11 protein-coding genes (1 of these 11 only partly in view) are annotated in these 22439 nt (G+C 71.7%); 7 read left to right on the forward strand and 4 right to left on the reverse strand.

The window, feature by feature from the left end; genetic code table 11:
- Positions 1 to 8674, reverse strand: partial view of a toxin glutamine deamidase domain-containing protein gene (locus OHA55_RS26330; protein ID WP_266710131.1) — the beginning only. 19298 nt of this gene lie to the left of the window's left edge; the window shows 8674 of its 27972 coding nt (coding positions 1-8674); it begins with the start codon at positions 8672 to 8674; the stop codon falls past the left edge of the window.
- Between the two features lie 566 nt (positions 8675 to 9240).
- On the opposite strand from OHA55_RS26330, the gene OHA55_RS26335 reads away from it, so the two are divergent.
- From OHA55_RS26335 to OHA55_RS26345, 3 genes are all read left to right on the forward strand, one after another.
- Complete coding sequence (locus OHA55_RS26335; RefSeq protein WP_266710132.1) at positions 9241 to 9750, forward strand: ricin-type beta-trefoil lectin domain protein; 510 nt, start codon at positions 9241 to 9243, stop codon at positions 9748 to 9750.
- A 108-nt stretch (positions 9751 to 9858) separates the two neighbouring features.
- On the forward strand, positions 9859 to 10365 hold the full coding sequence (locus tag OHA55_RS26340; protein ID WP_266710133.1) for a ricin-type beta-trefoil lectin domain protein: 507 nt from the start codon (positions 9859 to 9861) through the stop codon (positions 10363 to 10365).
- A 287-nt stretch (positions 10366 to 10652) separates the two neighbouring features.
- Positions 10653 to 10997 carry a hypothetical protein gene (locus OHA55_RS26345; protein ID WP_266710134.1) on the forward strand — a complete coding sequence of 115 codons (345 nt, stop codon included), beginning with the start codon at positions 10653 to 10655 and terminating at the stop codon, positions 10995 to 10997.
- 32 nt (positions 10998 to 11029) lie between these two features.
- On the opposite strand, the gene OHA55_RS26350 is transcribed toward OHA55_RS26345, so the two are convergent.
- Positions 11030 to 11611 (reverse strand): sigma-70 family RNA polymerase sigma factor, encoded by a 582-nt coding sequence (locus OHA55_RS26350; protein ID WP_266710135.1) that lies wholly within the window; start codon positions 11609 to 11611, stop codon positions 11030 to 11032.
- A 259-nt stretch (positions 11612 to 11870) separates the two neighbouring features.
- Here OHA55_RS26350 and OHA55_RS26355 point away from each other — a divergent pair, with 259 nt between their 5' ends.
- From OHA55_RS26355 to OHA55_RS26365, 3 genes are all read left to right on the forward strand, one after another.
- Positions 11871 to 12884 carry an ankyrin repeat domain-containing protein gene (locus OHA55_RS26355; protein WP_266710136.1) on the forward strand — a complete coding sequence of 338 codons (1014 nt, stop codon included), beginning with the start codon at positions 11871 to 11873 and terminating at the stop codon, positions 12882 to 12884.
- A gap of 139 nt (positions 12885 to 13023) precedes the next feature.
- The gene (locus tag OHA55_RS26360; RefSeq protein WP_266710137.1) at positions 13024 to 13500 is read left to right on the forward strand and encodes a ricin-type beta-trefoil lectin domain protein; all 477 of its coding nucleotides are present in this window, start codon (positions 13024 to 13026) and stop codon (positions 13498 to 13500) included.
- A gap of 127 nt (positions 13501 to 13627) precedes the next feature.
- Positions 13628 to 15508, forward strand: a complete 1881-nt coding sequence (locus tag OHA55_RS26365) for a BTAD domain-containing putative transcriptional regulator (RefSeq protein WP_266710138.1) — start codon at positions 13628 to 13630, stop codon at positions 15506 to 15508.
- 101 nt (positions 15509 to 15609) lie between these two features.
- Here OHA55_RS26365 and OHA55_RS26370 read toward each other — a convergent pair whose 3' ends face one another.
- The gene (locus OHA55_RS26370; protein ID WP_266710139.1) at positions 15610 to 17202 is read right to left on the reverse strand and encodes a hypothetical protein; all 1593 of its coding nucleotides are present in this window, start codon (positions 17200 to 17202) and stop codon (positions 15610 to 15612) included.
- 326 nt (positions 17203 to 17528) lie between these two features.
- Positions 17529 to 20849, reverse strand: a complete 3321-nt coding sequence (locus OHA55_RS26375; protein ID WP_266710140.1) for a right-handed parallel beta-helix repeat-containing protein — start codon at positions 20847 to 20849, stop codon at positions 17529 to 17531.
- Positions 20850 to 21106: 257 nt separating this feature from the next.
- Between OHA55_RS26375 and OHA55_RS26380 the strand changes: the two genes are divergently transcribed.
- On the forward strand, positions 21107 to 22300 hold the full coding sequence (locus tag OHA55_RS26380; protein WP_266710141.1) for a S8 family serine peptidase: 1194 nt from the start codon (positions 21107 to 21109) through the stop codon (positions 22298 to 22300).
- Positions 22301 to 22439 lie beyond the last annotated feature (139 nt).

The raw sequence follows: 22439 nt of genomic DNA on the forward strand, positions 1-22439 counted from the left end.
ACAGCGTGTTGCCCGCCCCCGCGCCCCCCGACCCCTCGTGGTCGGCGTCGACATAGCCGATGGGCAGGCCGAACAGCAACGGCGTCCGCTGCGACACCCTGGCCCGGCTCTGCGTCTCCTCCGCCTGCGCGGCGGTGATGTGCATGATCATCTGCCGGGCGGTGACCTGGCCGTCGTACTCGCCCCGGCCCCGGGTGACGGTGAACCGGGCCTGGAAGACCACCTTGCCGTTCCGGTCCCGCAGCGAGACCGGAATGCCGCCGTCCATGGCTCCGGAGAGCAGCGAGGCACCGCCTATCCGGCTGAGCGCCTGGGTGAGACGGCGGGTGTTGCCGAACGGGTCCTTCGACGCCGCCAGCGGGAGCACCAGGTCCGCGAGGTTCCGGTTCGTGCTCCGCCCCGTCAGTTCCGCGATTCCCTGCCGCAGTTGGAAGACCAGGTGCTCCGCGGAGGGGAAGGACTCGATCAGGCCCAGGCCGAGCGGGCCGGTGCCGTCGAGGAACGAGTTCGGCTCCCCGGAACCGGTGCCGCGCGGCGCGGCGAGCGCGGGCGGCGCGTCGGGCGCGGGCGGCACCGCGGGCCCGGCCTGCGTTGCGGGGGCCGGCGGAGTGAGGGAGGTGGAGGGGGCGTCGACGGCGGGGTCGGCCGGGGGCGAGTCGAGTTCGGTCACCCGACTGTCCAGCTCGGTCACGCGGCTGTCGACGTCGGTCAGGTACGTGTCGAGCTGGTCGCCCAGGCCGAAGTCGCGGGCCTGCTCCTCGGTGAGCCAGATGGCGACGGAATCGGGCAGTCTGAGCCCGTCGGCCGCCATCCGCGGTGGGTCGTACTTCGAGGAGACCTCGGCGGCCATGAGCACCACGAGGTCGGCCTGGACCAGGACGGTACGGCCGCCCGGATCGGAGACGGCCGTCCTGGTGACCGAGCCGGAGATCGCCCGGGACCGTGCCGCGCCCCTGGCCCTGACCGCGCCCAAGCCGGGACCACCCATGGCCCAGGCTTCGGGCGCGAGGTCACCCGCGCCCTGGAGGAACACACCACCCACGGCGGCGTACACGGACTCCCGTTCACCCGACGCCGACTGCCCCCCGGATACGTACTTCTCCACCGGGGGGCCCCCGACCACATGCACGACCCGCGGCCCGACCACATGTGTCCTGACGCCCAGCGCCCCGGACAGCGACTCCCACCGACGGGGGAAGCGCAGGTTGTCCCGCGTCCACACCTGCCCGCTGCCGACCTGGAGGCCGACGGCGGTGCCCTCGGAGTTGAGCATGTCCTCGACGGTCACCGCGGGCATCAGGCCCGGAGTCGACAGGGCGCTGTCGTTTTGGGCGGCGGCGTCGGTCAGCAGCCGCGCCGCCTGCGCGAGCATGGTCTCGGCGGAGGCGACGTCCTCCAGGATCAGCCACGCGGGCAGTTCGGGGGCATTCGAGGTCCACCACTGCCTGTCGAGGAGGGTGTTGACGCCGAGCACCGGCGGCACGGAGAAACTCTCGGGGAGCCCCGGGGGCCGCAGCCGGGAGGTGTCCGGGGCCGTGTCGGGCAGGGTGAACCCGGCCGAGGAGTAGAAACGCACCGGTGCGGTGACCGGTGCGATCAGGGTGACGGTCCCGGGAGGTGCGGTGACGGCGTTGTTGCCGGTGCCGGCGACGAGAGCGGTGACGTCGGTGCTGGTGCTGGTGCTGATGGGAAGGGAGGTGTCGTTGGCGGTGCTGACGAGGTCGATGTCAGTGGCGACGACGGGGGCGATGTCGGTGGCGGTGACGTCGGCGGTGACGTCGACGCCGGTGCCGGCCCCGGAGCCGCTGGGGGTGGCGCCCGCGGGCTCCGGTGTCTTGGCGATGGTCACAACGGGCGGCTGATGCCTGCCGACTCGACCGGGCAGCACCGAGCGCCGCCAGAGGCGCTTGCGCTCGACGGATGTGATCGTCACGTCGAAGACCAGCGTGCCGTCCCAGGCTGCGGCCGGGCCCATGCCCTGGCTCTCGAAACCGCCCGCGATGGTCCGGCTGCCCTCGTTGGCGCGCGCCGAGGTGGCGACGAGTCCGCCGAACGCGGTGACGTACAGGTGCCCGGGAATGGGTTTGGCGGCGCCGCGCAGCACGATCAGGCCGCCGGTCTCCACGGACTGCCCCGAGGCAGCCTTCTGGACGGAGGTCATGGAGGTGACCATGTCGCGGTCGGCACGGTCGCCCAGGTACTCGGGGGCCGTGGCCAGCCGCCCCTTGACCCGGACGAGGACGGTCTGGGTGACATCCGCGTGCTTGCGGACCAGCGGGACGTAGACGCCCGTGTCGAGCAACTGGCCCTTGTGCGTCTGGAGGTTGAGGCCGGACAGGGCGGACGTGAGGGCCCGGCTGTTGTTCCGCATCCGGTCGTGGTTGGCCTCGTCGATCCACCAGTTGCGCCGGTGCAGCCGGTTCCGGTCGTCCGGGCCCTGCCAGGCGGGCAGGATGCCGTACAGCCGGTCGTCCGTCGCGAAGATCCGCTCGATGCCCGCCAGCAGGTCCGTGGTGTCGAGCCCGGTCATGCTCACGCTGGCACCCTTGGGCCCGGCCGGCATGATGCGGCCGAAACCGGACGGCTTGTCGAACGACGTCTCGGGCGCCGTCACGCCCTCGGGCAACGGCAGTCCCAGTTCGTCGGCCTCGGTGACGCTGAGCCGGAACCACAACCGCACCGTGGTCTCGGCCGGTTTGTCGCCGTGCACCCGGCGGGCCGGGGACACCGGGCCAGTCCCCCTGACCCGTACGCGGACCTGCGCGAGGTAGAGCACCTCGTCCTCGCCGATGTCCACGCCGTGTTTCAGGGCGAGAGCCCGTGTGGTGGACTCGAACCTCGAACGCGACCACTCCGTGCCCGGCTGGAGGAAGACGCGGGCCTTCGGGCCTCCCGCGCCGATCCCCACACCGACGCCGGGTCCGACCATGGCGACCGACTGCGAAGAACCGGACGTCTTCTGCTTGAGCGCCGTCACCGCCTTGTGCCGGGGCCGCAGCATGTTCGACGGCGTCCCCTTGGACGAGGAGGCGGTCTCCGCCGCGTCGGCCGGGGCGCTCTCCTCCGGCGTGCCGGCAGAGACGGTCACCTCCGGTGTGCCGCCGTCCCTGACGGGCTGCTTGCCCTTGGCGCTGCTGCTCGCCGTGGTCTCCGGTTCGGTCTCCGGCGTCGTCTCCGATTCGGTTTCCGGTGCGGGCCGGTTCACGGGTATCGGCGTGACCGAGAGGACATCGGCGGTGAGCCGTACGGCGCCCTTCGTTGTGCCGTCGGCGCCGACGAGGTCGAGGGAGGTCACCGGGCCGCCGAGTATGCGCCGGATGTCGCGGGTGAGAGCGCCGGCCGAGGCCATGCCGAAGGCGAGGCTGCGGCCGGGGCTGCCAGGACCGGTGAGCGCGGGGTGCACGCTGGAGGCGATCGCGTCGAAGAGACCGCCCCCGCCCTGGAGCGGGCTGCCCGGGTCGGTGGTGACCGGGCTCATCGAGGGCGACAGCGCCAGCTTCCGGCTTGTACCGGAGTCCAGAGCAGTGGGCTGCGAAGGCTGCGGATCCGCCGTGTCGGGCACCAGATCCGCGGTCGGCACCCGGAACGTCATCCGGCTGTCCGCGCTGAAGGTGCGCTGCGGCCCGCCGGCGCGGGAGACCCGCACGTTCCACTGCACCGGCCGGGAGACATCGACGCTGCCGTCGCGCCCCGTGATCTTGTTCAGGTCCGTGGTACCGGCAACCCGGGTGTCCGCCTTGCCGAGCACGTGGTAGCCCAGATTGACGTTGGCGGAGACACCCGCGAGCAGCGCGGGCTGCGGGGTCGGCAGCAGCGCGGTCCCGGTGACGCGCAGGACCGGCCCGCTGCTCCTGGAGGACTGCTGTATGACGTCGTTGCCGCTCTCCAGCTGAGTGAAGTGCCGCATCACGTCGTCCGGTCCGAGATTCCCGGACGACACCGTAGTGATGATCGGTCGCGGCTCCCGCGAGGCACGCTCCAGGGAGACCGTGACGTCGTACCAGCCGTCGCGGCCCCGGACCTGGAACGACTGCCCAGGGCCGATGAACGACGCGGGGTCCGCGTCGAGGGCATCGATGACGTCCCGGGCGGAACCGCCCTCGGTGCCCAGCTCGATCCGTTCCCTGAGCCACAGGAGGTCGGTGGCCGGGACGTCGTGCAGGGTCGTGTGGCCGGGGGCCCGCATGCTCGACAGGTAGGCGGGCAGCCGCCATCTCAGGATCTGCCGGCCCGCCTCGCGCGCCGCCGCGATGGCCTGGTCGTGCCTGTCCCGAACCTCGGCCAGGGTACGCGCCGTGCGCCCCTCGACCGAGTCGAGCAGCGAGGTGACCTGGGCGCGCAGCTGCCTGACCTCCGCCATCCGACCGCTGCGGCCCCGCTTCGCCGCCTGCCAGGTGTCGACCGCGGCCATGATGGAGTTCAGCTGCCGGCGGGCGAGCGCGTCGTTCTCCGGCCGGGTCCTGCCGTCCTTCAGCCAGGTCTCCACGGCCGCGTCCACCGCGCCCAGTTCCTTCGAGCGGCGCACCCACCAGTGCGAGGCCGACCGCTCCCGCCAGTTCTCGAACAGGGAGTGGTCGCCCGCCGGGGGCAGGGTGCCGTTGGCCGTGGGCGGGACGCCGAACGGGCCGGGGGAAGCGGCTGCCTGGGCCCGCGCCGAGTCAGCCAAGGCGCCCGGAGAGGCGAAGGTAGAGGCGTCCAGCGCCTCAGGGAGGAACAGCCCTGCCCGCTCCGGCGTCGGCGGATCGAGCCAGCTGAGGTCCGGGCCGAGTTCGATGGACTGCATCACGGCCGCCCGGTAGAGCGGCCGTTCGCTCACCCGGCCACGCTGCCCGTCGATCCAGTAGATGCGGCCCTTGTGATTGACGGCGTTGATGGAGTGCGAAGGGCTCGTCAGGGACCGATTCCTCCCTTCCGGCTGGAACACGATGAGCGCGGAGGAACCGTGGCCGCCTCTGCGCAGGCGCGCCGCCACGCTGTTCCATGCCTGATCGGACGAGGACGTTCCGTCCGGTCGGTACTCCGGGCTACGCCATTGAGCGCGCAGCCAGGCAACGGTTCTGTTGTTGGCCCTGTCCTCGACGACAGGGGCGGCGGTGGGGTCGGCGGGGTCAATGGTGTGGACGACGGGTGCGGCGGCGGTGGGTACGCCGTGCCAGGACAACAGCACGCTCCGCGTGACGTCCGAGCAGTTCGCGAGCCAGGCCGGGTCGTTCGTCCGGGCCCCGTTGACGCGCCGCACCCACTCCGCGGAGCCCGCGTCGGTGGCCATGCCGTTACGGACGTGGGCCTCGTTGAGGGCTCTGACGGGACCGCTCATCATGTAGAAAGCGCCCCGAGGATCGGGGAAGCGTTTGAAGGAGTTGTCCTTGGCGCGGGGGAAGACGGAGGTCAGCACCCGCTGATGCTCGCCGTTGGCGTTCCGTCGCAGACTTCCCGGCTGGTCACCGTACAAGCGGGTCGCGGTCTCCAGCTCGCTCGTGAGACGGGCGAGCCTGTCCGGGTAGGAAGGACCGCCTTCCGGACCCGCGCTCGCGGATGCCGGCGGGGCAAGGGAGACGAGGGTGCTCGGACCGGCCGCCGAGGACCCCGCCGTCGGCAGGGGCGGCTGGGGGCCGTCGTTGCCGTCCGTGCCCCGCCTGCCGTCCTGAGCGCGCTTGTTGCGCCTGCCGAACCCGAGCATGCCCGATGAGGCGAGCGCGTCCGGCAGGCCGCTGCTTTCGCGGGTGGCGAGGCCGGCAGCGGGCGTGGTCGTACTCGACGGGGTCGTAGACGTCGTACTCGTGGCAGGGGCGGTGACCGGGTCGGTACGCACGGGATCACTTGGAGGCAGCCGGACCTCACCGGACTGGGTCAGGACCGCTGCCGTCGGCTGACCGACCGGCGCGGGGTTGGGGCCATCGAGCGTGGCGGTGCCATCGAGCGTGGTGAGCGCGGTGTCGGTCGTGGACTCGATGCGGGCGAGGGTCTCGGTGACCGTGGGCCGGCTGACGGGGGGCAGGCCAGGGGTCGGGTCCAGGAGCTGGCTCGGATCCTGGCTCGAATCCTGGTTCTGATCGCGGGTGCCGCGGGTGCCGCGGGTGCTCGGCGGGAGGGAGAGGCCCGCACTCGTCAGGAGGTGCTGGGCCAGGGCCAGCGGGCTGTTCGGTGGCGCGTCCAGGGTGTTGGGGCGGAACTGAACGCTGGGTTCGGCTTCGTCGCCGGTCCGGGCGGGATCGGTGACGAGTTCGAGGGTGTACGGGGTGCCGTGCGCGGCGGGAATCAGGGTGAGGTCGACGCGCACGCGGTCCTGGGAAGTCGGGAGTTGGGGGCCGGTGCCGACGAGAGCGGCGACCTGGTCGCGGACGTTCCGCTGGACGTCGGTGAACTGCTCGGGTGTGAGGGAGGCCGGGACGTCCACCGGGAGGGTGAGGACGACCTCACGCGTCCAGCCGCCCGAGGCCTCGGGGACCCTGCGGACGTGCAGGGTGACGTCTTCGGGTGCGCCGGGGGTCGTGTGGTCGGTCAACGGGACGTCGGACGTGGGGGCGCCGGTCACCGGAGTGTCGGTGACGGGGGCGTCGGAGGTGGGGGTGTGGGACTCCGTGGGACCGGAGGACGTGCCGTCGGGCGTGGTGGTGTCCGCTGCGGTGGTTCCGGGCGCGTCGGTGCCGGGTGTGGTGGTGCCGGGCATGCGCTGGACGGTCGGGGAGGCGGAGGTCTCGGAGTTGTCGGGGGTGGCGGCGGTTGTGCCGATCGGCTTGGGGGTTCCGGAGGTGGTGCCGGTGCTCTCCGGGGTCACCGGGGTCTTGGGGGCGGTGGGGGTCTCGCCGGTGGGGGCGGTGCTCGTGCCGGTGCCGGTGCCGGTGCCGGTGCCGGTGCTGGTGGGGGTGGGGGTGGGGGTGGGGGTGCTGGTTCCCGTGTCCGTGGCCGTGGGCGCGTCGTCTTCGGGTGTGGTGCTGGCGTTGTCCCCGGTGGCGACGGAGTTGGGGTGATGGGAGATTTGGTGGTCTTCGGGGGCAGCCGGGTTGAGGAGTGTGGAGTTGGATTTCCCTTCGGGGTTGATCGAGTTGGGCGGCGTGGAGTTCGACTGATCTCGGGAGGTCCCCGCGTTGGGCAGTGTGGGGTTCGACTTGTCGTCTGGGCTTACCGGGTTGGGCTGGGTGGTCGGCTCGGGTCGGGTGCTGGGGGGCGTGGGAGTCGGCGTGGACGTGGACGTGGGCGTGGGAGTCGGCGTGGGCGTGGGCGTGGGAGTCGGCGTGGACGTGGGCGTGGGAGTCGGCGTGGGCGTGTGGGTGGAGGTGGGGGTGGGGGTGGTGGTGGCCGGGGTGGTGGTGGTCTGCGTGAGGTCGGGGCGGATGTAGGCGGGGTCGAGGGTGCCGATCGTGGTGATGGCGTCGGGGTCGAGGGGGTCGGGTGTCCTCGTGAGGGGCGTCGGGGTGAGGGGCGTCGGGGTGAGGGGTGTGGTGGTGGGAGGTGTGGTGGTGGAGTGGGGTCCGGTGAGGCTGAGGTCGGGCCCCGTGAGGTTGGGGCCCGTGAGGTTGGTGGTGGTGAGGATGGGGGTGGGGCTGGGGCTGAAGAGGTGGGTGGGGTGGGGGCTGGGGTTGGAAGTGGTGGGGTTGTGGGTGGGGTTGGTGGTGAGGTTGGGGGGTGTGGGGGTGGGTGTGCCGGTGGTGGTGAGGCCGGAGAGGTTGGGGCCGGTGCCGTCGGGGCCGGTCCAGGTCTGGGTGTTGAGGGGGGTGTTGAGGTTCTGGTACTTCCATCGGGCCAGGGCGGTGGCGCCTTCGATGAGGCCGCTGCCGAGGAGGCCGGTGGTCACGGCGCTGACGCCGGCGCCGAGCATGCTGCCGGTGTCGAATCTGAGTGTTCCGTGCCACAGGAGGTCGCTGAACATGACGCCGGTGGGTTCGCCGACGCCTTCGGCGACGCCGTCGGCGAGGCTCTTGACGACTTCGTTGGTGAACTTGCCGCCGGGGGTGTCCTTGGGCAGGTGGGTGAGGGGGTCGAGGAGTTTGCGGGTGACCTCGGTGGAGATGCTGGCGAAGTAGCCCACGGTGGCGCTCTCGGCGATGTCGCGCCAGTCGAACTTCTTCTGCCGCAGCTCGGTGGGGGCGGCGGTCATCATGGTGAGCTGGGAGAGGAACTCGATGAGTCCCTCTTCGATGGCTTCGTCGAGGCCGGGGACCATCCGGGAGTGGCTGGAGAGGAAGTGCATGATGGTCAGGAGCTGGAGGCGGGTGCGGGCCTTGACGGTGGCGGCCTGGAGGAAGGAGAGGCCGCCGGTGAAGTAGGCCATCGCGGACAGCGCGGCCAGGATCATGAGGCAGAACGCGAGCTCGTACTCCATGTTGATCTTGGCCTTGAGGATGATCTGCGCGTAGGTGCGCTGACCGTCGCCGACCTGCACGGAGAATTCGCCGACCATGCGCAGCATGCCCCGGCCGGTGGGCCCGCCGGAGACCTTCTCGACCGCGCCCTTGTAGCTGTCGCCCGTGGTGCCGGGCAGTGCGCCCTTGACCTTGTCCACCGAGTCGTCCAGCTCGGTCGCGAGTGCCTCGATTCTGAGCGAGTACCGGTAGTACACCCCGGCCAGCTCGTTCGCCGCCCGGGCGTTCGCCTCGGGCGGGAGGCTGCCGAGCAGGCCCCAGAACATCGCCAGCTCGAGCTCGGAGAACTCCAGGTAATCACGCGGCAGCATCGACAACTCCCACAAAACGGTGGCGGGTCGGCAGGCCAGGAGTGCCGAGAGGAATCCGGCACATCGCGCGTGCTTCCTCGGAAATCCGTGTGTGGTGAGCTGATGTCGCCACCTCGTCAGGGAATTTCCGCCGGTCCACGCCCGGCCGGTCCGCGCGCCCGTCCATGCTCCGCCTTATTTCTCACGACCGGGCTTCCGCTCCGTGCCGGTTCGAAGACGGCGGTTCGGTAGCGCCCCGGTACGGCCTCGCACGCCATGTCGGCTGCGACGTCTTTGGGCAGCTCAGGGCGTGTGGTGCAAGCCAATTGGCAGGCGCAAAAGTAGACGGGGCGCCTTGGTGTGGCCTTGCCGTCCACTTGCCGGAGTCCGGCACCGTCGCACGCGCGCACGCGGCAGAGGAAACAGAAGGGTAACGGGCGCTGAATCAGCGGCTCCTGGCGGGTGCCCGGCTACGGGTTCGGCGGCCCACGCGCATGCCGTGAACCATCGGGCGCGACGACTCGTAGCAGGGGTGCGAGCGGACGCCGTACGGCGCGACGCTGTCCCAGTCCCATCAGGAGGACGTCATGAAGAACCTGAAGAATATGAAGAGCGAGAAGAACGCGGGGGCCAAGAAGAACGGACTGAGGACCCTGGGCCTCGGGGCCGCCGGAGCCCTGGCCCTCACCGCCCTGGTGAGCGGCACGACCCCGGCGTCGGCTGCCTCCTACACGTCGTTCAAGAACGCGCACACCGGTCTCTGCCTGGCCGGTGCCACTGACCGCACGGTGAGCCAGTATTCCTGCTCGACCCAGGACAGCGCCGCCATCGCGTGGACCCTGACGAACAACGTGGCACCCTTCCCGTTCGGCATGCTCAAGAACTCCAAGACGGGCATGTGCCTGGACACCAATGGCGCGGACGTCTACCTGTCCGGGTGCGTCAGCGAGGACGCGGGGCAGTCATGGTGGTTCAACGGTGACAAGGTGGTCAGCCTGCTGAACGGCCGCTCGCTGACCGGCTGGAACGCCGACGGTGTCGCCGTGGTGGCCGATGGCGAGGCGGACGTCCTCAACAAGCAGCGCTGGAGCTGGTGATCACATCTCCCGTGCCGTGAACCAGGTCGCGGTACGGCTCGTAGGAGTGGTCGGCAGATACCCCCGTATTACGGCACCAAGCCGTTCCAGGCTCACCAGGAGAAGTTCATGAGTGACAAGCCGAGCGACAAGCCGCGCAACAGGCTGCGGAGCAAGCTGAGGACCGCCGCTTACGGGGCGGCGGGAGGCCTTGCGCTCACCGCCGTCCTGGTGAGCGCACCGGCTCAGGCGTCGGCCTCCAGCACCCTCAACTACCGGAACGCGCACACCGGTCTCTGCCTGGCCGGTGCCACCGACCGCACGGTGAGCCAGTACTCCTGCTCGGTCGCCAGTCAGTTCGCCCCCGGTGTCACCTGGCAGTGGGTCAATGACGCGCCTCTCGGCCTGCTGAAGAACACCGCGACGGGCATGTGCCTGGACACCAATGGCGCGGACGTCTATCTGTCGGGGTGCAACACGGCCGACCGCGGGCAGCTCTGGATGTACACCGCCGGTTCCTACCAGCTCACCAGCCTCCTGGCCGGCGGGGCGCTGACCGGCTGGAACGCGGGCACGGTCTCCGTGTCGCCGGTGGGGGACGTGGACGTGATCAACAAGCAGCACTGGAGCATGTAGCGGGATTCGTGGGCCCGCCACGTCCCCGGGCCCGTGCCCGAGTGCAAGGGCGGCGCCCCGGGGCCCACGGACGCAACGGACGCAACGGACGCTGGACCTGGTTCACGTCACACGTGCCGTGAACCAGGTCGCGGCCCGGCTCGAAGCAGTGGTCGGCAGATCCGTACCACGGCACCACGCCGTTCCGGTCCACCAGGGCAAGTCATGAGCGACAAGCCGGGCAGCAAGCTGCTGAAGACGTCGCGGGGCAGCTGAGAACGGCCGCGCTCGGCGCCGCGGGAGGTCTCGTGCTCACCGCCACCTTGGCGAGCAGCCCGGCTCAGGCAACGGCCGGTTCCTACGGAAGGAAGCAGAACGTGCGCACCGGCCCCTGCCTGGCCGGGAAGGACCGTACGGTGAGCCAGTCCAGCTGTACCGCGATCAGCAGCCAGAACAACCCTGGTGTCCACTGGTCCTGGGTGGACAGCGCCTGGTCCAGCGGCAGGTTGCGGAACTACGGCACGGGTCGGTGCCTGGACACCCATGGTGACACGCGCTACCTGTCGGGCTGCGTCGGTGAGGGACACGGGCAACAGCGGATGGCCGTCGGCTACCACCTCATCAACCGGGACGGCGCCCGGCCAGGGAAGTGACTGGCCGGGCAGCGCTGCCGTTCCGCCGAGGATCAGGACTGTATTCCACGCTTCTCCAGAGCGGCCTTGAGGGCCCGTACGGCGTAATAGGTACGGGACTTCACGGTGCCCTGCGCGATGCCGAGCGCGGCGGCGGCCTCCGCGACGCTGTGTCCCAGGAAGTGCATGTGATGCAGGATCTGCCGCTGCTGCGGGGTCAGGTCGGTCAAAGCGTCGTGCACGATGTGCCGGGTCAGGGTCCGCTCGATCTCGTCGGCCACGGGGAGTGTCACACGGTCCAGGGGACAGGCGGTGGCGGGCCGGATCAGGCGCGCCCGGTGATCGTCTATCACCAGGTTGCGCACGACGGTGAACAGCCAGGGGCGCAGGTTCTCCTCCTGCTCGCCGAGCATGCCGATGTGCCGCCAGGCCCGGACCGCGGCTTCCTGGAGGATGTCCTCGGCGCGGTCCCAGTCGCCGCCGAGCAGCCGGGCCGCGAAGCGCATCAGCACCGTGCCGTACTGCTCGTAGATCATGCGCACGAAGCTCTCGCCGTCCCGGTCGACAGGCCGCCCGGGGCCGGACGGGCCGACGGGACGGGACGGCTCGCGCGCCGCGGTGGCGGATCTGTCCACCTGGGCACTTGTGGTTTGCCCCATGACGTTCGAGACCCCCATGTGTTGTCCGCCGCCGACTCGGGTGGTCTGCTCTTGACGGATCATCGTCAGTGTGTGGCAGCGGACTTGGCCGGTACTTGTCGTCGTCTTGCCGGGAATTGGCGCTCTTTTGTGAACCACTCCGCACAGGAGCACGTTCGTCGTCGAGTGACCGGCGTGACCGGCGTGGGCGCCGTCATGACGCCGACCCCGTACCTCCGACACACAAGGACACGTGATGGCGAACCCCTGGGCCGGACTGACCCTCGATGACTGGACCGATCTCGCCGAGATCGAAGGCCGCCTGGAGAGCGGAGCCGATCCCCGTCACCCGTCGCTGCTGCACGACGCGGCCGAATACGGATCCCCGGAAGTCGTCGCCCTGCTCGCCGAGCTGGTGGACGACCTGGATGTCACGGCCGACGCGCACACCGCACTGTTCCGGGCCGTGCACGCCCGGCGGCACGACAACGCCCGCGCCCTGGCGGCCGCGGGGGCCGACCCATGGAAGCGGATGCTCGGAAACTGGTCACCCGCGCGCCTCAGCCTCGCCGGGCCGTGTCCCGGGCTCTTCGGCCGTCGCGGGGGCGCCCCCGGCCTGACCCCGGGCGAGGAGGCGGCGGTGGCGGAGAGCCGGCTCCTGTGCGAGGCACTCGGTGAGTACATTCCGTACGAGAACACAGCCCTGGCCTTCGTGGCCGGAATCGACGCCGCCGAGACCGCCCGGCGACTGGAGGCGGAGCCGCTCGGCCGTGCGGTGGCCGGAAACTACGAGGACTGGTACGAACAGGACTTCGGCGACGAGGACATGGCGATCGTCGGCGTGACGGCGGTCCCCGGGGGCTGTGTCGTCGTTCAGCCCTGGGGGCTGGGTGTATTCACCGACTCCGCTCAGCGACGGCTGTCGCCGGGCACCGTCAGCTGTGGCTACTACTCCAATCCCTCCGGAAGCGGGCACGGCTGGCTGTTCAGGGACGGCGACAGCGTGAGCTACGGCCCGCCGCCGACCCTGTTCGAGATCACCTGCGGTGTGGGCGACGACCACTGGGAGCGAGCCGACAGCCCGCACGCGGGTGAGGAGGGCCCGGGGGCGGGGCTCCGCCCGGCGGCGGACGCCGTCCTCGCCTCGTACCTCTACCAGGGTTCCGTCGGGTACTACTGCGCCGTCACGGGTCTGCGCCCCGCCGACAGCCGTGCGTTCACCGACGGGCCCGACGGATGGTTCCGCCTGCCGGAGCACCTGGCCCTGTAGCGCACCCGCCGACGGTCCGGACATTCCATGCCCCGGACGCGGAACTCGATGAACCGGTTCGCGTACTTGCTCGTCGTGTACTGACGGCTGCCGCTTTCCAGGCCCGACCGGGCCGGGCGCAGCCGGAGGAAGGACGAACGTGCGCAGACTGAGCCCTGCTCTGACGGGAATTGCCGCGCTGACGGCCGTGTTCGCGGCCGTGCCCACCGCATACGCCATCGACTTCCCTGCCCAGCCGCACACCATCCGCAACGCGGCTACCGGTGCGTGCCTGGGCGAGGAGGGCCGTCAGGTCCGTATGGACGACTGCTCCGGATCGAAGCCCACCACCTGGCAGATCCGGCAGACCGAGAGCGGCGACATGCTCCGGAACATCACCAGCACCTCGTGTCTGGACACGGATGGAGTCGACGTCTACCTCTCCGACTGCAACGCCTCCGACCTCGGCCAGCGCTGGTATGTGCGGGACTGCGGCGTGAGCATCTTCAGCCGCCTCGCGTACGAGCGCGGTATCGGGGACTACCTGACCGGCTGGAACGCGGGCACGGCCTCCGTGACCGGCTTCACCGCCGGAAAGTCCGAGTGGCGCGTCAGCGACTGGTCCTGCGAGGACTGAAGCGTTTTGAAAGCCCCGGTGGCGGTGGCCATGCCCATGGAGGTTGAGCGGAAGTGAGCAGTGATCGGCCTGTCGAGTGAGCAGTCGTTCGCGTGATCGTGGCACTTACGTCATAGAGAGGTGCCTGATGGAGTTTCGTTTGCTCGGCCCGCTGGAAGTGCAGCGCGGGACGGAGATTCTCGACCTGGGGCCGCCCAAGCGGCGCGCCCTGCTGCTGCGCCTCCTCCTGGAGAACGGCCTCACGGTCGGCGTGGACCGGCTCTGTGACGACCTGTGGAACGGCCGCCCGCCGCCCAGCGCGGTCTCCTCGGTGCACGCCCACATCAGCAGGCTGCGCATGGTGCTCGAACCAGGACGCGCCCGTCAGGAGCAGGCGAAGGTGCTGCGCAGCGTCCCCACCGGGTACGCCCTGCGGCTGCCGCCCGAGATGCTGGACTCCGTGCAGTTCGAGCGGGCCCTGCAACAGGCGCACGCGCTCGCCGCGGGCGGCCGGGTCGGCGAGGCGCGGCAGGAGACCGAGCGGGCCCTCGGCCTGTGGCGAGGCACCCCGCTGATGGACGCCTCGCACCAACGGTTCGTCGAGGGCGAGGTCAGCCGGCTCGAAGAACTGAAGCTCTCCGCCGAGGAACTGCTCACCACCCTGCTGCTCCAGGAGGGCCAGATCGCCCAGGCGATCATCGGGGCCGAACGGCTTGTCGAGCGTGATCCCCTGCGCGAGGCGTCCTGGGCCATGCTGATGCGCGCCCTGTACTTCGCGGGCCGTCACGCCGAGGCGCTCCAGCGCTACGAGACGGTACGCACCCTGCTCGCCCGCGACCTCGGCCTCGACCCGGGACCGGCGCTGCGCGAGACGCAGATGGCCATCCTCCGGCACGACACCGTGGTGCTGCGCCCGCCTGTCAGGTCCCAGGCGCTCGGCACCCAGCGGTTCGCGGCCGAGCTGCCGCCCGTCGGGTGGACCCTACCCGGTCGCGAGGACGAGCTGGGGCGGCTCTCGGCAATGCTGCGGGAAGCCGCCGGCGGGCACACCGGATGGGCCGTCCTTTCGGGAGAGCCCGGCATCGGCAAGACCCGGGTCGCCGAGGAACTCGCCCAGCGGGCCGCCGCGTCCGGTGCCATCGTGCTGCGTACCCGGTGCGCCGTGGACGGACTGCCCGGGTCCGGCATAGCGGAGCGTCAACTGCGACTGCTCACCGAGACACTGGAGCGGCTGGCGGAGGGCGGCGAGTCACCGCGGCCCACCTTGTGCGTGGTGGAGGACATCGACCTGGCCTCCGCCGACGTACGCGGACTGCTGTCCGTACACGCCCGCACGCTGCGCGACGCGCCGCTGGCGATGCTGTGCACGGTGACCGACGACCCCGGTCCCGTCACCGAGCGGTTCCTCGCGGAGCTGGCGGCCTGCGGCGCCGAGCAGTTGCGGCTCGACCCGCTCACCGAGGACGACGTCCGGCGGGTCGTGCTCGCGGCGGACGGCGACGCCGACAGTGGCGACGTAACGCACCGGTTCCACGAGCTGAGCGGCGGCAACCCCTTCCTGCTCACCCAGCTGCTCAAGCAGCCCGTGGGCCCGCGCGCCGGAGCCGTGCCCCTGGCCGTGCGCAGCGTGGTCCGTACCCGGCTCGCCGACCTGTCACCCGCTGCCCGCCAGGTCATCGACGCGGCGGCCGTGCTCGGCGGCCGGCCGGACATGACGTTGGTCTCCCAGCTGACCGGACTCCCCGTGGACCAGGTGCTCGAACTCGCCGACCAGGCAGTCACGGCCCGGCTGCTGACCTGGCGCGGGGAGACCTCGCACGAGGAGCCGGGCGGCTACCGCTTCCCCGCCGGGCTGCTGCTGCAGGGCGTACTCGCCGAACTCAGCCCGGCGCGCAGCCAGTCACTGCACGCCGCCGCCGCGAAGCTGCTCGCGGCGCGGACCGGCTGGCACGGCGCGGAAGCCGCGGCGCATGCCCTGATGGCGGGGCCCGCGCTGCGCCCGGAAGAGACCGAGGCGCGTTCCCGGTGATTCTCCACGGGAGTTGGCGCGGCGAAGCCGTCGGCCCGGGTTCGGGGGCCGACGGCTTCGGTGCTACAAGATAAATGCCCAGGTGACGAAGTGACCCAACGTCAGCAGCCGGACGACACTCCTGGTGAGACCCGCCACTTCTGCTTGTCCAGCGTGTCCACGTCGTTCCAGACGCGCATCGATACCCCGTTGGTGTTCCAGCCGGTCGTGTAACGCCCGCCGATGCTCACCAGATAGACCGTGCACGAGCCCGCCGACGGTGTCCGCCAGCGCTGCCCGGAGTCCTTGTCCGTGCAGGGCGAGACGTACAGGGTGTCCTCGTTGGTGTCCAGGCACATGCCCGAGGCCGTGTTCTTGAACAGCGAGTAGCCGGTGCCCAGGACGAGCCGCTGCCACTTGTCGGTGCCGCACGCCGCGTCGGCGATGAAGCGCCCCGGCCGGTCCTGGCCCAGGCATGTGCTGGTGTACGCGTTGGTGAACACGCGGGTGGCGGACTCCCACTGCGGGGCGGTGTCCCTGCTCGTCGAGGAGGACGACGAGGACGAGGGTGCCGAGGCGGTGTCGGCCGCCGCCTTCTTCTCCCCGTCGGTGGCCGCCTGGTCCTTGGACAGCGCGCTCCCCTCCTCCCCGGCCGCCGGCGCGAGGACCGAACCCGCGACGGCCTTCCGGCCGGTCTCCTCGGGCGCGTCGTCCCCGGCCGCGCTCTTCTCCCCTGCCTTCTCTTTGCCCTTCTCCGCGGCCTCCGGCGACGGCGTGCCCGACGCGGAGGTCTTCCGGGATTTGTCCGGCACATAGACACCCGGCTCGGCCGTGGGCCCGGTGTCCTCGCCCGGGATCGAGTCGTAGTCATGGACCTGCTCGGCCGTGGTCGCCTTGTCGTCCCGGTCGCCTCCCGTGGCCAGCAGCAGCGGTACGGCCAAGAGCACGAGACCGGTCAGCGCGGCGGCGGCCAGCATCGGCTTTTTCGGCCGGTGCGGCGAGTCGGGGCCGGACCCCTCCTCCTGGCCGGGCGGGGTGGACGTGCCGGAGGAAGCGGCCGCGCGCAGGCCTTCCCGTTGCGCCTCGCCCTCACCCTCGCTCTCGGCCACGTCGGCGGACTCACCCGCGGAACCCTCGGAGCCTTCGGTCCCGCTCAGGTCCCGATCCCGGCCCGAGGACCGCGCCGCCCGCCTGCCGAACAGCGCCCTGGCCCCCGACAGCGCCCCGGCGCCGGACGATGTCCGGGACTCGGAGGCCCCCTCACCTTCAGCCCGGGAGCCGGACCGTGCGCCGGACCCGGCCTCCGCCGACTCGGCCTCCGACCCGGACGCCGCTTCCGCCCGTGAGTCCGGCTCCGCCCGGGCCGCGGAAGCAGCGGCGGACGTGGACGCGGTGGCGGATACGGATGTGGTCTCGCGGGCCGGGGACGTCCTGCCGAGTGCCGCCGCCGCCGTGCCCCGCAGCACCGCGATTCCGGCGCGTCGCGCCTCGGAGGCCGTCGCGCCGCTCGCGCCGCCCGCCGGCTCACCCGTCGTGCCGCGGGCGGCCCGCCCACGGCGTCCGGTCGGCAGGTCGCCGGGCCCGCCCGCGGCGGCGGGCAGCTCGACGGCGCCTCGGATGGAGGACGCCGCGGAGGACGTCGTGGAAGAGGCCGCGGTGGCCGTCGTATCGGACCGCCCTGGCGGTGTACCGGTGGGACGGGCTGCTCTGGACATGTCTCCTCCTGGGAAAGATTCCTGTTGGGCGCCGACCGGACCGGTCAGCGCCGACCGGACCGGTCAGCGCCGACCGGACCGGTCAGCGCGGACCGGTCACGGGCCCGCAGGACCGCCCGGTCGTAGCACCGGTGCTGCGGTCACTCGGCCACCGGCCGGCCCACGGCGAGGGCCCGCCCCCCGCACGGTTCCGCGAAGGGCGGCGGCCGGACGCACGGTCCGTACGCCGTCCGTGCAGAGCCCGCTCGCGCTGTGGGCCGTACGGGCTCCCCTCGCGGTGCCGTCCGGCTGGGCTTCGCTCACCGCGACGTCCCTACGGCTCCCGCTCACAGTGCCGTCCGGCTCGGCTCCGGCTCCGGCAGGTCCTGGGGCAGCAGCAGGCGCAGGTCGTCCACGCTGCGTGCGGCGGTGGTGCTGAGCCGTCTGGCCTGCCGGGTCATCATCGTCTCCAGTAGCTGCCGGGCGGTGCGGGCGTTGCCGAAGGAACGGTCGCGCGGCAGGGCGTCGATCAGGTCGCGCAGGGCGTACCGGGTCTGGTCCGGGCATTCGTAGCCCAGGGTGGCGGCCATCTGCTCGGCGATGGTGAGCAGTTCGTCCGTCGAGTAGTCCTCGAACTCCACGAAGCGCGTGAACCGCGACGACAGACCGGGGTTGGAGTCCAGGAACCGCCGCATCTCCCGGGTGTAGCCGGCCGCGATGACGACCACGTCCTTGCGGTGGTCCTCCATCAGCTTGAGCAGGGTGTCCACGGCCTCCTGGCCGAAGTCGGAGGAGGCGCCCTGTGGGGTGAGGGTGTACGCCTCGTCAATGAACAGCACGCCCCCCATGGCCCGTTCGAATACTTCGCGAGTCAACTGCGCCGTGTGCCCCACGTACCGGCCGACCAGATCGGCCCGGGAAACCTCGACCAGCTGGCCGCGCGGCAACACCCCGAGCGAGTGAAGAAGTTGGGCATACAGCCGGGCCACCGTGGTCTTGCCGGTGCCGGGTGAGCCGGAGAAGATCAGATGCTGGCCGATCTGCGGCACGGGCAGTCCAGCGGCCTCCCGCTCCTGGGCGGTGGCCAGCAGACTGACCAGGTCGGTGACCTCCCGCTTGACCGCCGCCAGGCCCACCATGCCGGCCAAGTGGTCCAGCAGCGCCTGCCGTTCATCGGCGGTCGGGCGGTCGTCGCCGGTGTCGTCCGAGACGTCCTCGGGCAGCAGCAGCCGCAGGTCACGCTCGGTGGGCTCGGTCATCTCCGAGAGCCGGGTGGCCTGCCGGTCCAGCATGTCCTCGAACACCCCCCGGGCGGCACGAGCGTTGCCGAATGCCGCGTCCTTCGGGATCCGTTCGTACAGCTCGGCGAGCGCCTGCGGGGTGACCGGCGCCAGTTCGTACTGCAACTTCTCGCACATGCTCTCGGTGATGGTCACCAGCTCGGGAACGGAGTAGTTGGCGAACTCGATGGTGCGCGTGAACCGCGAGGCCAGACCGGCGTTGGCGGACAGGAAGTTCTTCATCTCGGCGGTGTAGCCCGCGGCGACCACCACCACCTCGTCGCGGTGGTCCTCCATGAGCTTCACCAGCGTGTCGATGGCCTCCTTGCCGAAGTCGGCACCGGAGCCCTTGCTGTCGGAGAGCAGGGTGTACGCCTCGTCGACGAACAGCACACCGCCCAGCGCCTTGTTGAACGCTTCGGTGGTCTTGATCGCCGTACCGCCGATGACCTGCGCCACCAGGTCGGCGCGCGAGACCTCGACGATATGGCCCGAGCGGAGGAAGCCGAGCTGGGCCAGGATCGCGCCGTAGAGCCGGGCCACCGTGGTCTTGCCGGTGCCGGGCGGCCCCGCGAAGATCAGGTGGCGGCTGGTGGAGGGGACCGGCATACCGAGCTGGATGCGCCGCTGGGTGAGCTGGTTGAGGTTCACCAGGGCGCGCACCTGCTGCTTCACCCCCGCCAGGCCGATCAGCTGCTCCAGCTCGGCCAGCGGGCCCTCCTCCTGCTTCTTCTTCGCGGCCCGCTCCCGGCGAGGCGTCGCCTCCTCCGGCGCTTCTTCCGCTGGGCCCCACTGGTCGGGCTCGCCGTTGTCCGACCCGGTCGTGCCCTCGACCCGCATCCGGTCACCGCGCGGTGTCTGTCGTATCCCCGCGCCCTTGTTCCCGGACACGGAGCCGCCCGTCACGGTGACGTCCGAGGTGCCGCCCGCGCGGATGCCGTCGCCGGAGCATCCGGTGACCTCCGTCTGGCCGATCTCGGCCCGCCCGCCGTCGGCGATCCGGATGCCGTGCGCCCGCGCCCCGGCCACATGGCCGCGAGCCAGATGGAGTTCGGCGCCCCGCTCGACCATCACACCGCAGCCCGAGAAGTCCTCGATCCGGCAGTCCCGCACGGTCGCGGAGGCGTCCTCCGCCAGCGCCACACCGGCCTGCCCGCCGGAGCGCAGCGCGCTGTCGCTGAGCGTGGGCCGCCCCCCGTCGGTGACCGACAGGGCGTGCCCGCCGGGTTCGAGCACCACGCAGTGCTCGAACCGTCCGGTGCCGTCCCCGGTGACCTCGATCCCGTGCCCGGCCGGCCGGGTGATCTCCGCGTGGCGGACATACGGGTTGGCGCCGGAGTCCACCCCGATGCCCGCGCCCGGCGCGTCCAGCACCTGAAGCCGCTCGATCTCCGGCGCGCAGTGGTCGGTCAGCGACACGGCCGCCTGCGCCCCGTCGCCGCCGCGCACCACGACCCGGCTGAGCGTGGGCGTGCTGTGCTGGGTGATCCTGACCGCCGGGGTGACCGACGAGACGAACTCGCAATCCTCGAACGTCCCCCGGGACTGGTCCGAGATCAGCAGCGAGCCGCCTTTGGTCCGCTCGGTACGGCAGCCGCGCACCAGCGGGTCACCGCCCTCGGCCAGTACGAAGGCCGGTCCGGTGGTGGCGGCGATCGTGACCTTCTCCAGCGACGGGCGGGCGTCACTGGTCACATAAACGCCCACCGCGACATCGTGCACGGTGAGGTGCGCGAGGCTGGTGGAGCTGTTCCCCTCCAGCGCGACCGCCGGTTTGTCGGTGCCGGAGATGTCGCAGCGCTCGATCGTCCCCCGCGCGTCCCCGTTGGCCAGGATGCCGTTGCCGCGCGCGCCGCGCAGCACACAGTCCCGTACGACCGGACGCGCCTCCTCCGACAGCACCAGCGCCGAGGTGCCGAGGTTCTCGATGACGCAGTGCTCGATCACGCTCCCGGTCGGCGCCGTGTCCACGAAACCCGCGCCCTGTGCGTTGGTGACCCGGCAGTGCCGCATCGCCACCGAGCCGCTCTGCCGGGCCAGTACGGCGGTCCAGCCGGAGCCGATGACCGTGCAGTTGTCCATGGCGACCTGCCCCCGGGGCGCGTCCACCACCGGCAGGTCCTCACCGCCGCCGCGCAGCGTCAGATCGGTGAGCAGGACCGCGTCCGCGACCAGGGTGAGGGCCGTGCCCCGGCGCGGGCAGATCTCGACGCTGCCGCGTTCCCCTTCGGCGACGATGGTCACGCGGGTCCGCACGGTGAGGTTCTCCGGGTAGCGCCCCGGGCTCACCCGGATCACCGCCCCCGTACGCGCCTGCCCCAGAGCGTCAGCGATCGTCCGGAACCCCTCCGCCCTCTCCGGATTGACCGTGAGCAACTGGCGAGCCACGCGGGATCTCCTCGTCTGTCGTACGGAAAGACCCGCGTGCCGTGCGGCGGGCGGGCCGGGCACCTGCGCGCCCGTCCGCGCGTCGGCCCGCTGGGGGCGTCACCCCGGAGACGGGGCAAACGTCCCCCGGGTGCGTTCCCGGGGCGACGCGCGTCTCCGATCAAACAGGGTGAGGCCTTGCGTACGCGTGCTTCCCGCTTGTCGAATCCTTGTCGGCGGCTCCGGGGGACCGGCACGTCTCACTACGATGCCGAACCATGCGACGTGCCACTTCCCGCACCGTACGGAGGTGCCTGAGCGTCACCGCGGTCGTGGCCCTGACCGTGGGCCCGCTCCTGGCCACACCCTCCGCCATGGCCGCCGACGGCGTGGAACTGCCGGTCCTGGCAGGCCCGTTGGCCGACGGCGACACCTGCGCCAAGGCCTCCGGACAGCGGGCCGAGACCACACCTTGGACACTGACGACCCTGCAACTACCCAGAACCTGGCGACTGACCGAGGGCGAGGGCGTGACGGTGGCCGTGGTGGACACCGGGGTCGGCGGGAACATCCCGGCGCTGCGCGGCCGGGTCACCGCCCTCGGGGCGGCGGGATACGACTGCGTCGGGCACGGCAGCTTTGCCGCCGGGGTGATCGCCGCCGCGCCCGTCGACGGCAGCGGCTTCGTCGGCGTCGCCCCCAAGGCGCGCGTCCTGGCGATCCGCGGCACGGACGAACGCGGCACACCCGACGCGGACCTTGTCGCCTCCGGCATACGTACCGCCGTGGACCAGGGATCCGAGGTCGTCTACGTCGCCAACGCCTTGCTCGCCGGGCGTGCGCAGCTCACCTCGGCCGTCGAGTACGCCGCCTCCCATGACGTGGTGGTGGTCGCGCCCGCGGCACCCGACACCGCGCCCGAGGACCCGGACAGCGGCGCCGCCGACACCACCGCCCGCCCCTACTTCCCAGCCTTCGTCGCCCAGGCGCTGTCGGTCAGCGACTACGGTCCTGACGGCACGCGGCCCGAGAAGGCGCCGGAGCCCTTCGCCGCCGACATGGCCGCGCCCGGGGACACCGTGGTCGGCACCGGGCCGAGCGGCGGCGGCCACTACATCGGCACCGGCTCCTCGCTGGCCGCGGCCCACGCGGCCGGGGCGGCGGTGCTGGTCAGGGCGCGCTACCCGGAGCTGACCGCCGCCGAGGTGGTGGACCGCCTCCAGTCCACCGCCTATCCGGCCGTGCCGCCCCGGCTCGATCCGTACGCGGCGGTGTCGGTGCTGCTGCCAGGGACCCGGGTGCGCGCCGCCACCCCGCCCGCCGCCCATGTCGTGCCGTCGGCCTCGGCCGACTCGGGCCGGCGCGCCGTGGTGATCGCGGTGATCGGCGGGGTGCTGGTGGTCCTGCTGGCCGCCGCCGCGGTGGTGGTGCCGCGGGGGCGGGCACGGGGGTGGCGGCCGGCGGGCGGATGAGACGGCGGGTGAGGCCCCCGCGAGGTGAGGGTGCCCGCGTGATGAGGCCGCCTGCTGGGTGCGAGCACCCGTGGGTGGGGTGAGGAGGCCGGACCGGGCCGGGCGGTGGCCGGGTCCGGGTGGGCCGATTCGCCGCTTC

The sequence above is a fragment of the Streptomyces sp. NBC_00102 genome, assembly GCF_026343115.1.
GTDB lineage: Bacteria > Actinomycetota > Actinomycetes > Streptomycetales > Streptomycetaceae > Streptomyces.

Excerpts from the sequence above, each read along its gene's own strand:
- OHA55_RS26335 (WP_266710132.1), top strand. The coding sequence starts at position 9,241 with ATGAAGAACCTGAAGAATATGAAGAGCGAGAAGAACGCGGGGGCCAAG.
- OHA55_RS26340 (WP_266710133.1), top strand. The coding sequence starts at position 9,859 with ATGAGTGACAAGCCGAGCGACAAGCCGCGCAACAGGCTGCGGAGCAAG.
- OHA55_RS26355 (WP_266710136.1), top strand. The coding sequence starts at position 11,871 with ATGGCGAACCCCTGGGCCGGACTGACCCTCGATGACTGGACCGATCTC.
- OHA55_RS26365 (WP_266710138.1), top strand. The coding sequence starts at position 13,628 with ATGGAGTTTCGTTTGCTCGGCCCGCTGGAAGTGCAGCGCGGGACGGAG.
- OHA55_RS26370 (WP_266710139.1), bottom strand. The coding sequence starts at position 17,202 with ATGTCCAGAGCAGCCCGTCCCACCGGTACACCGCCAGGGCGGTCCGAT.
- OHA55_RS26380 (WP_266710141.1), top strand. The coding sequence starts at position 21,107 with ATGCGACGTGCCACTTCCCGCACCGTACGGAGGTGCCTGAGCGTCACC.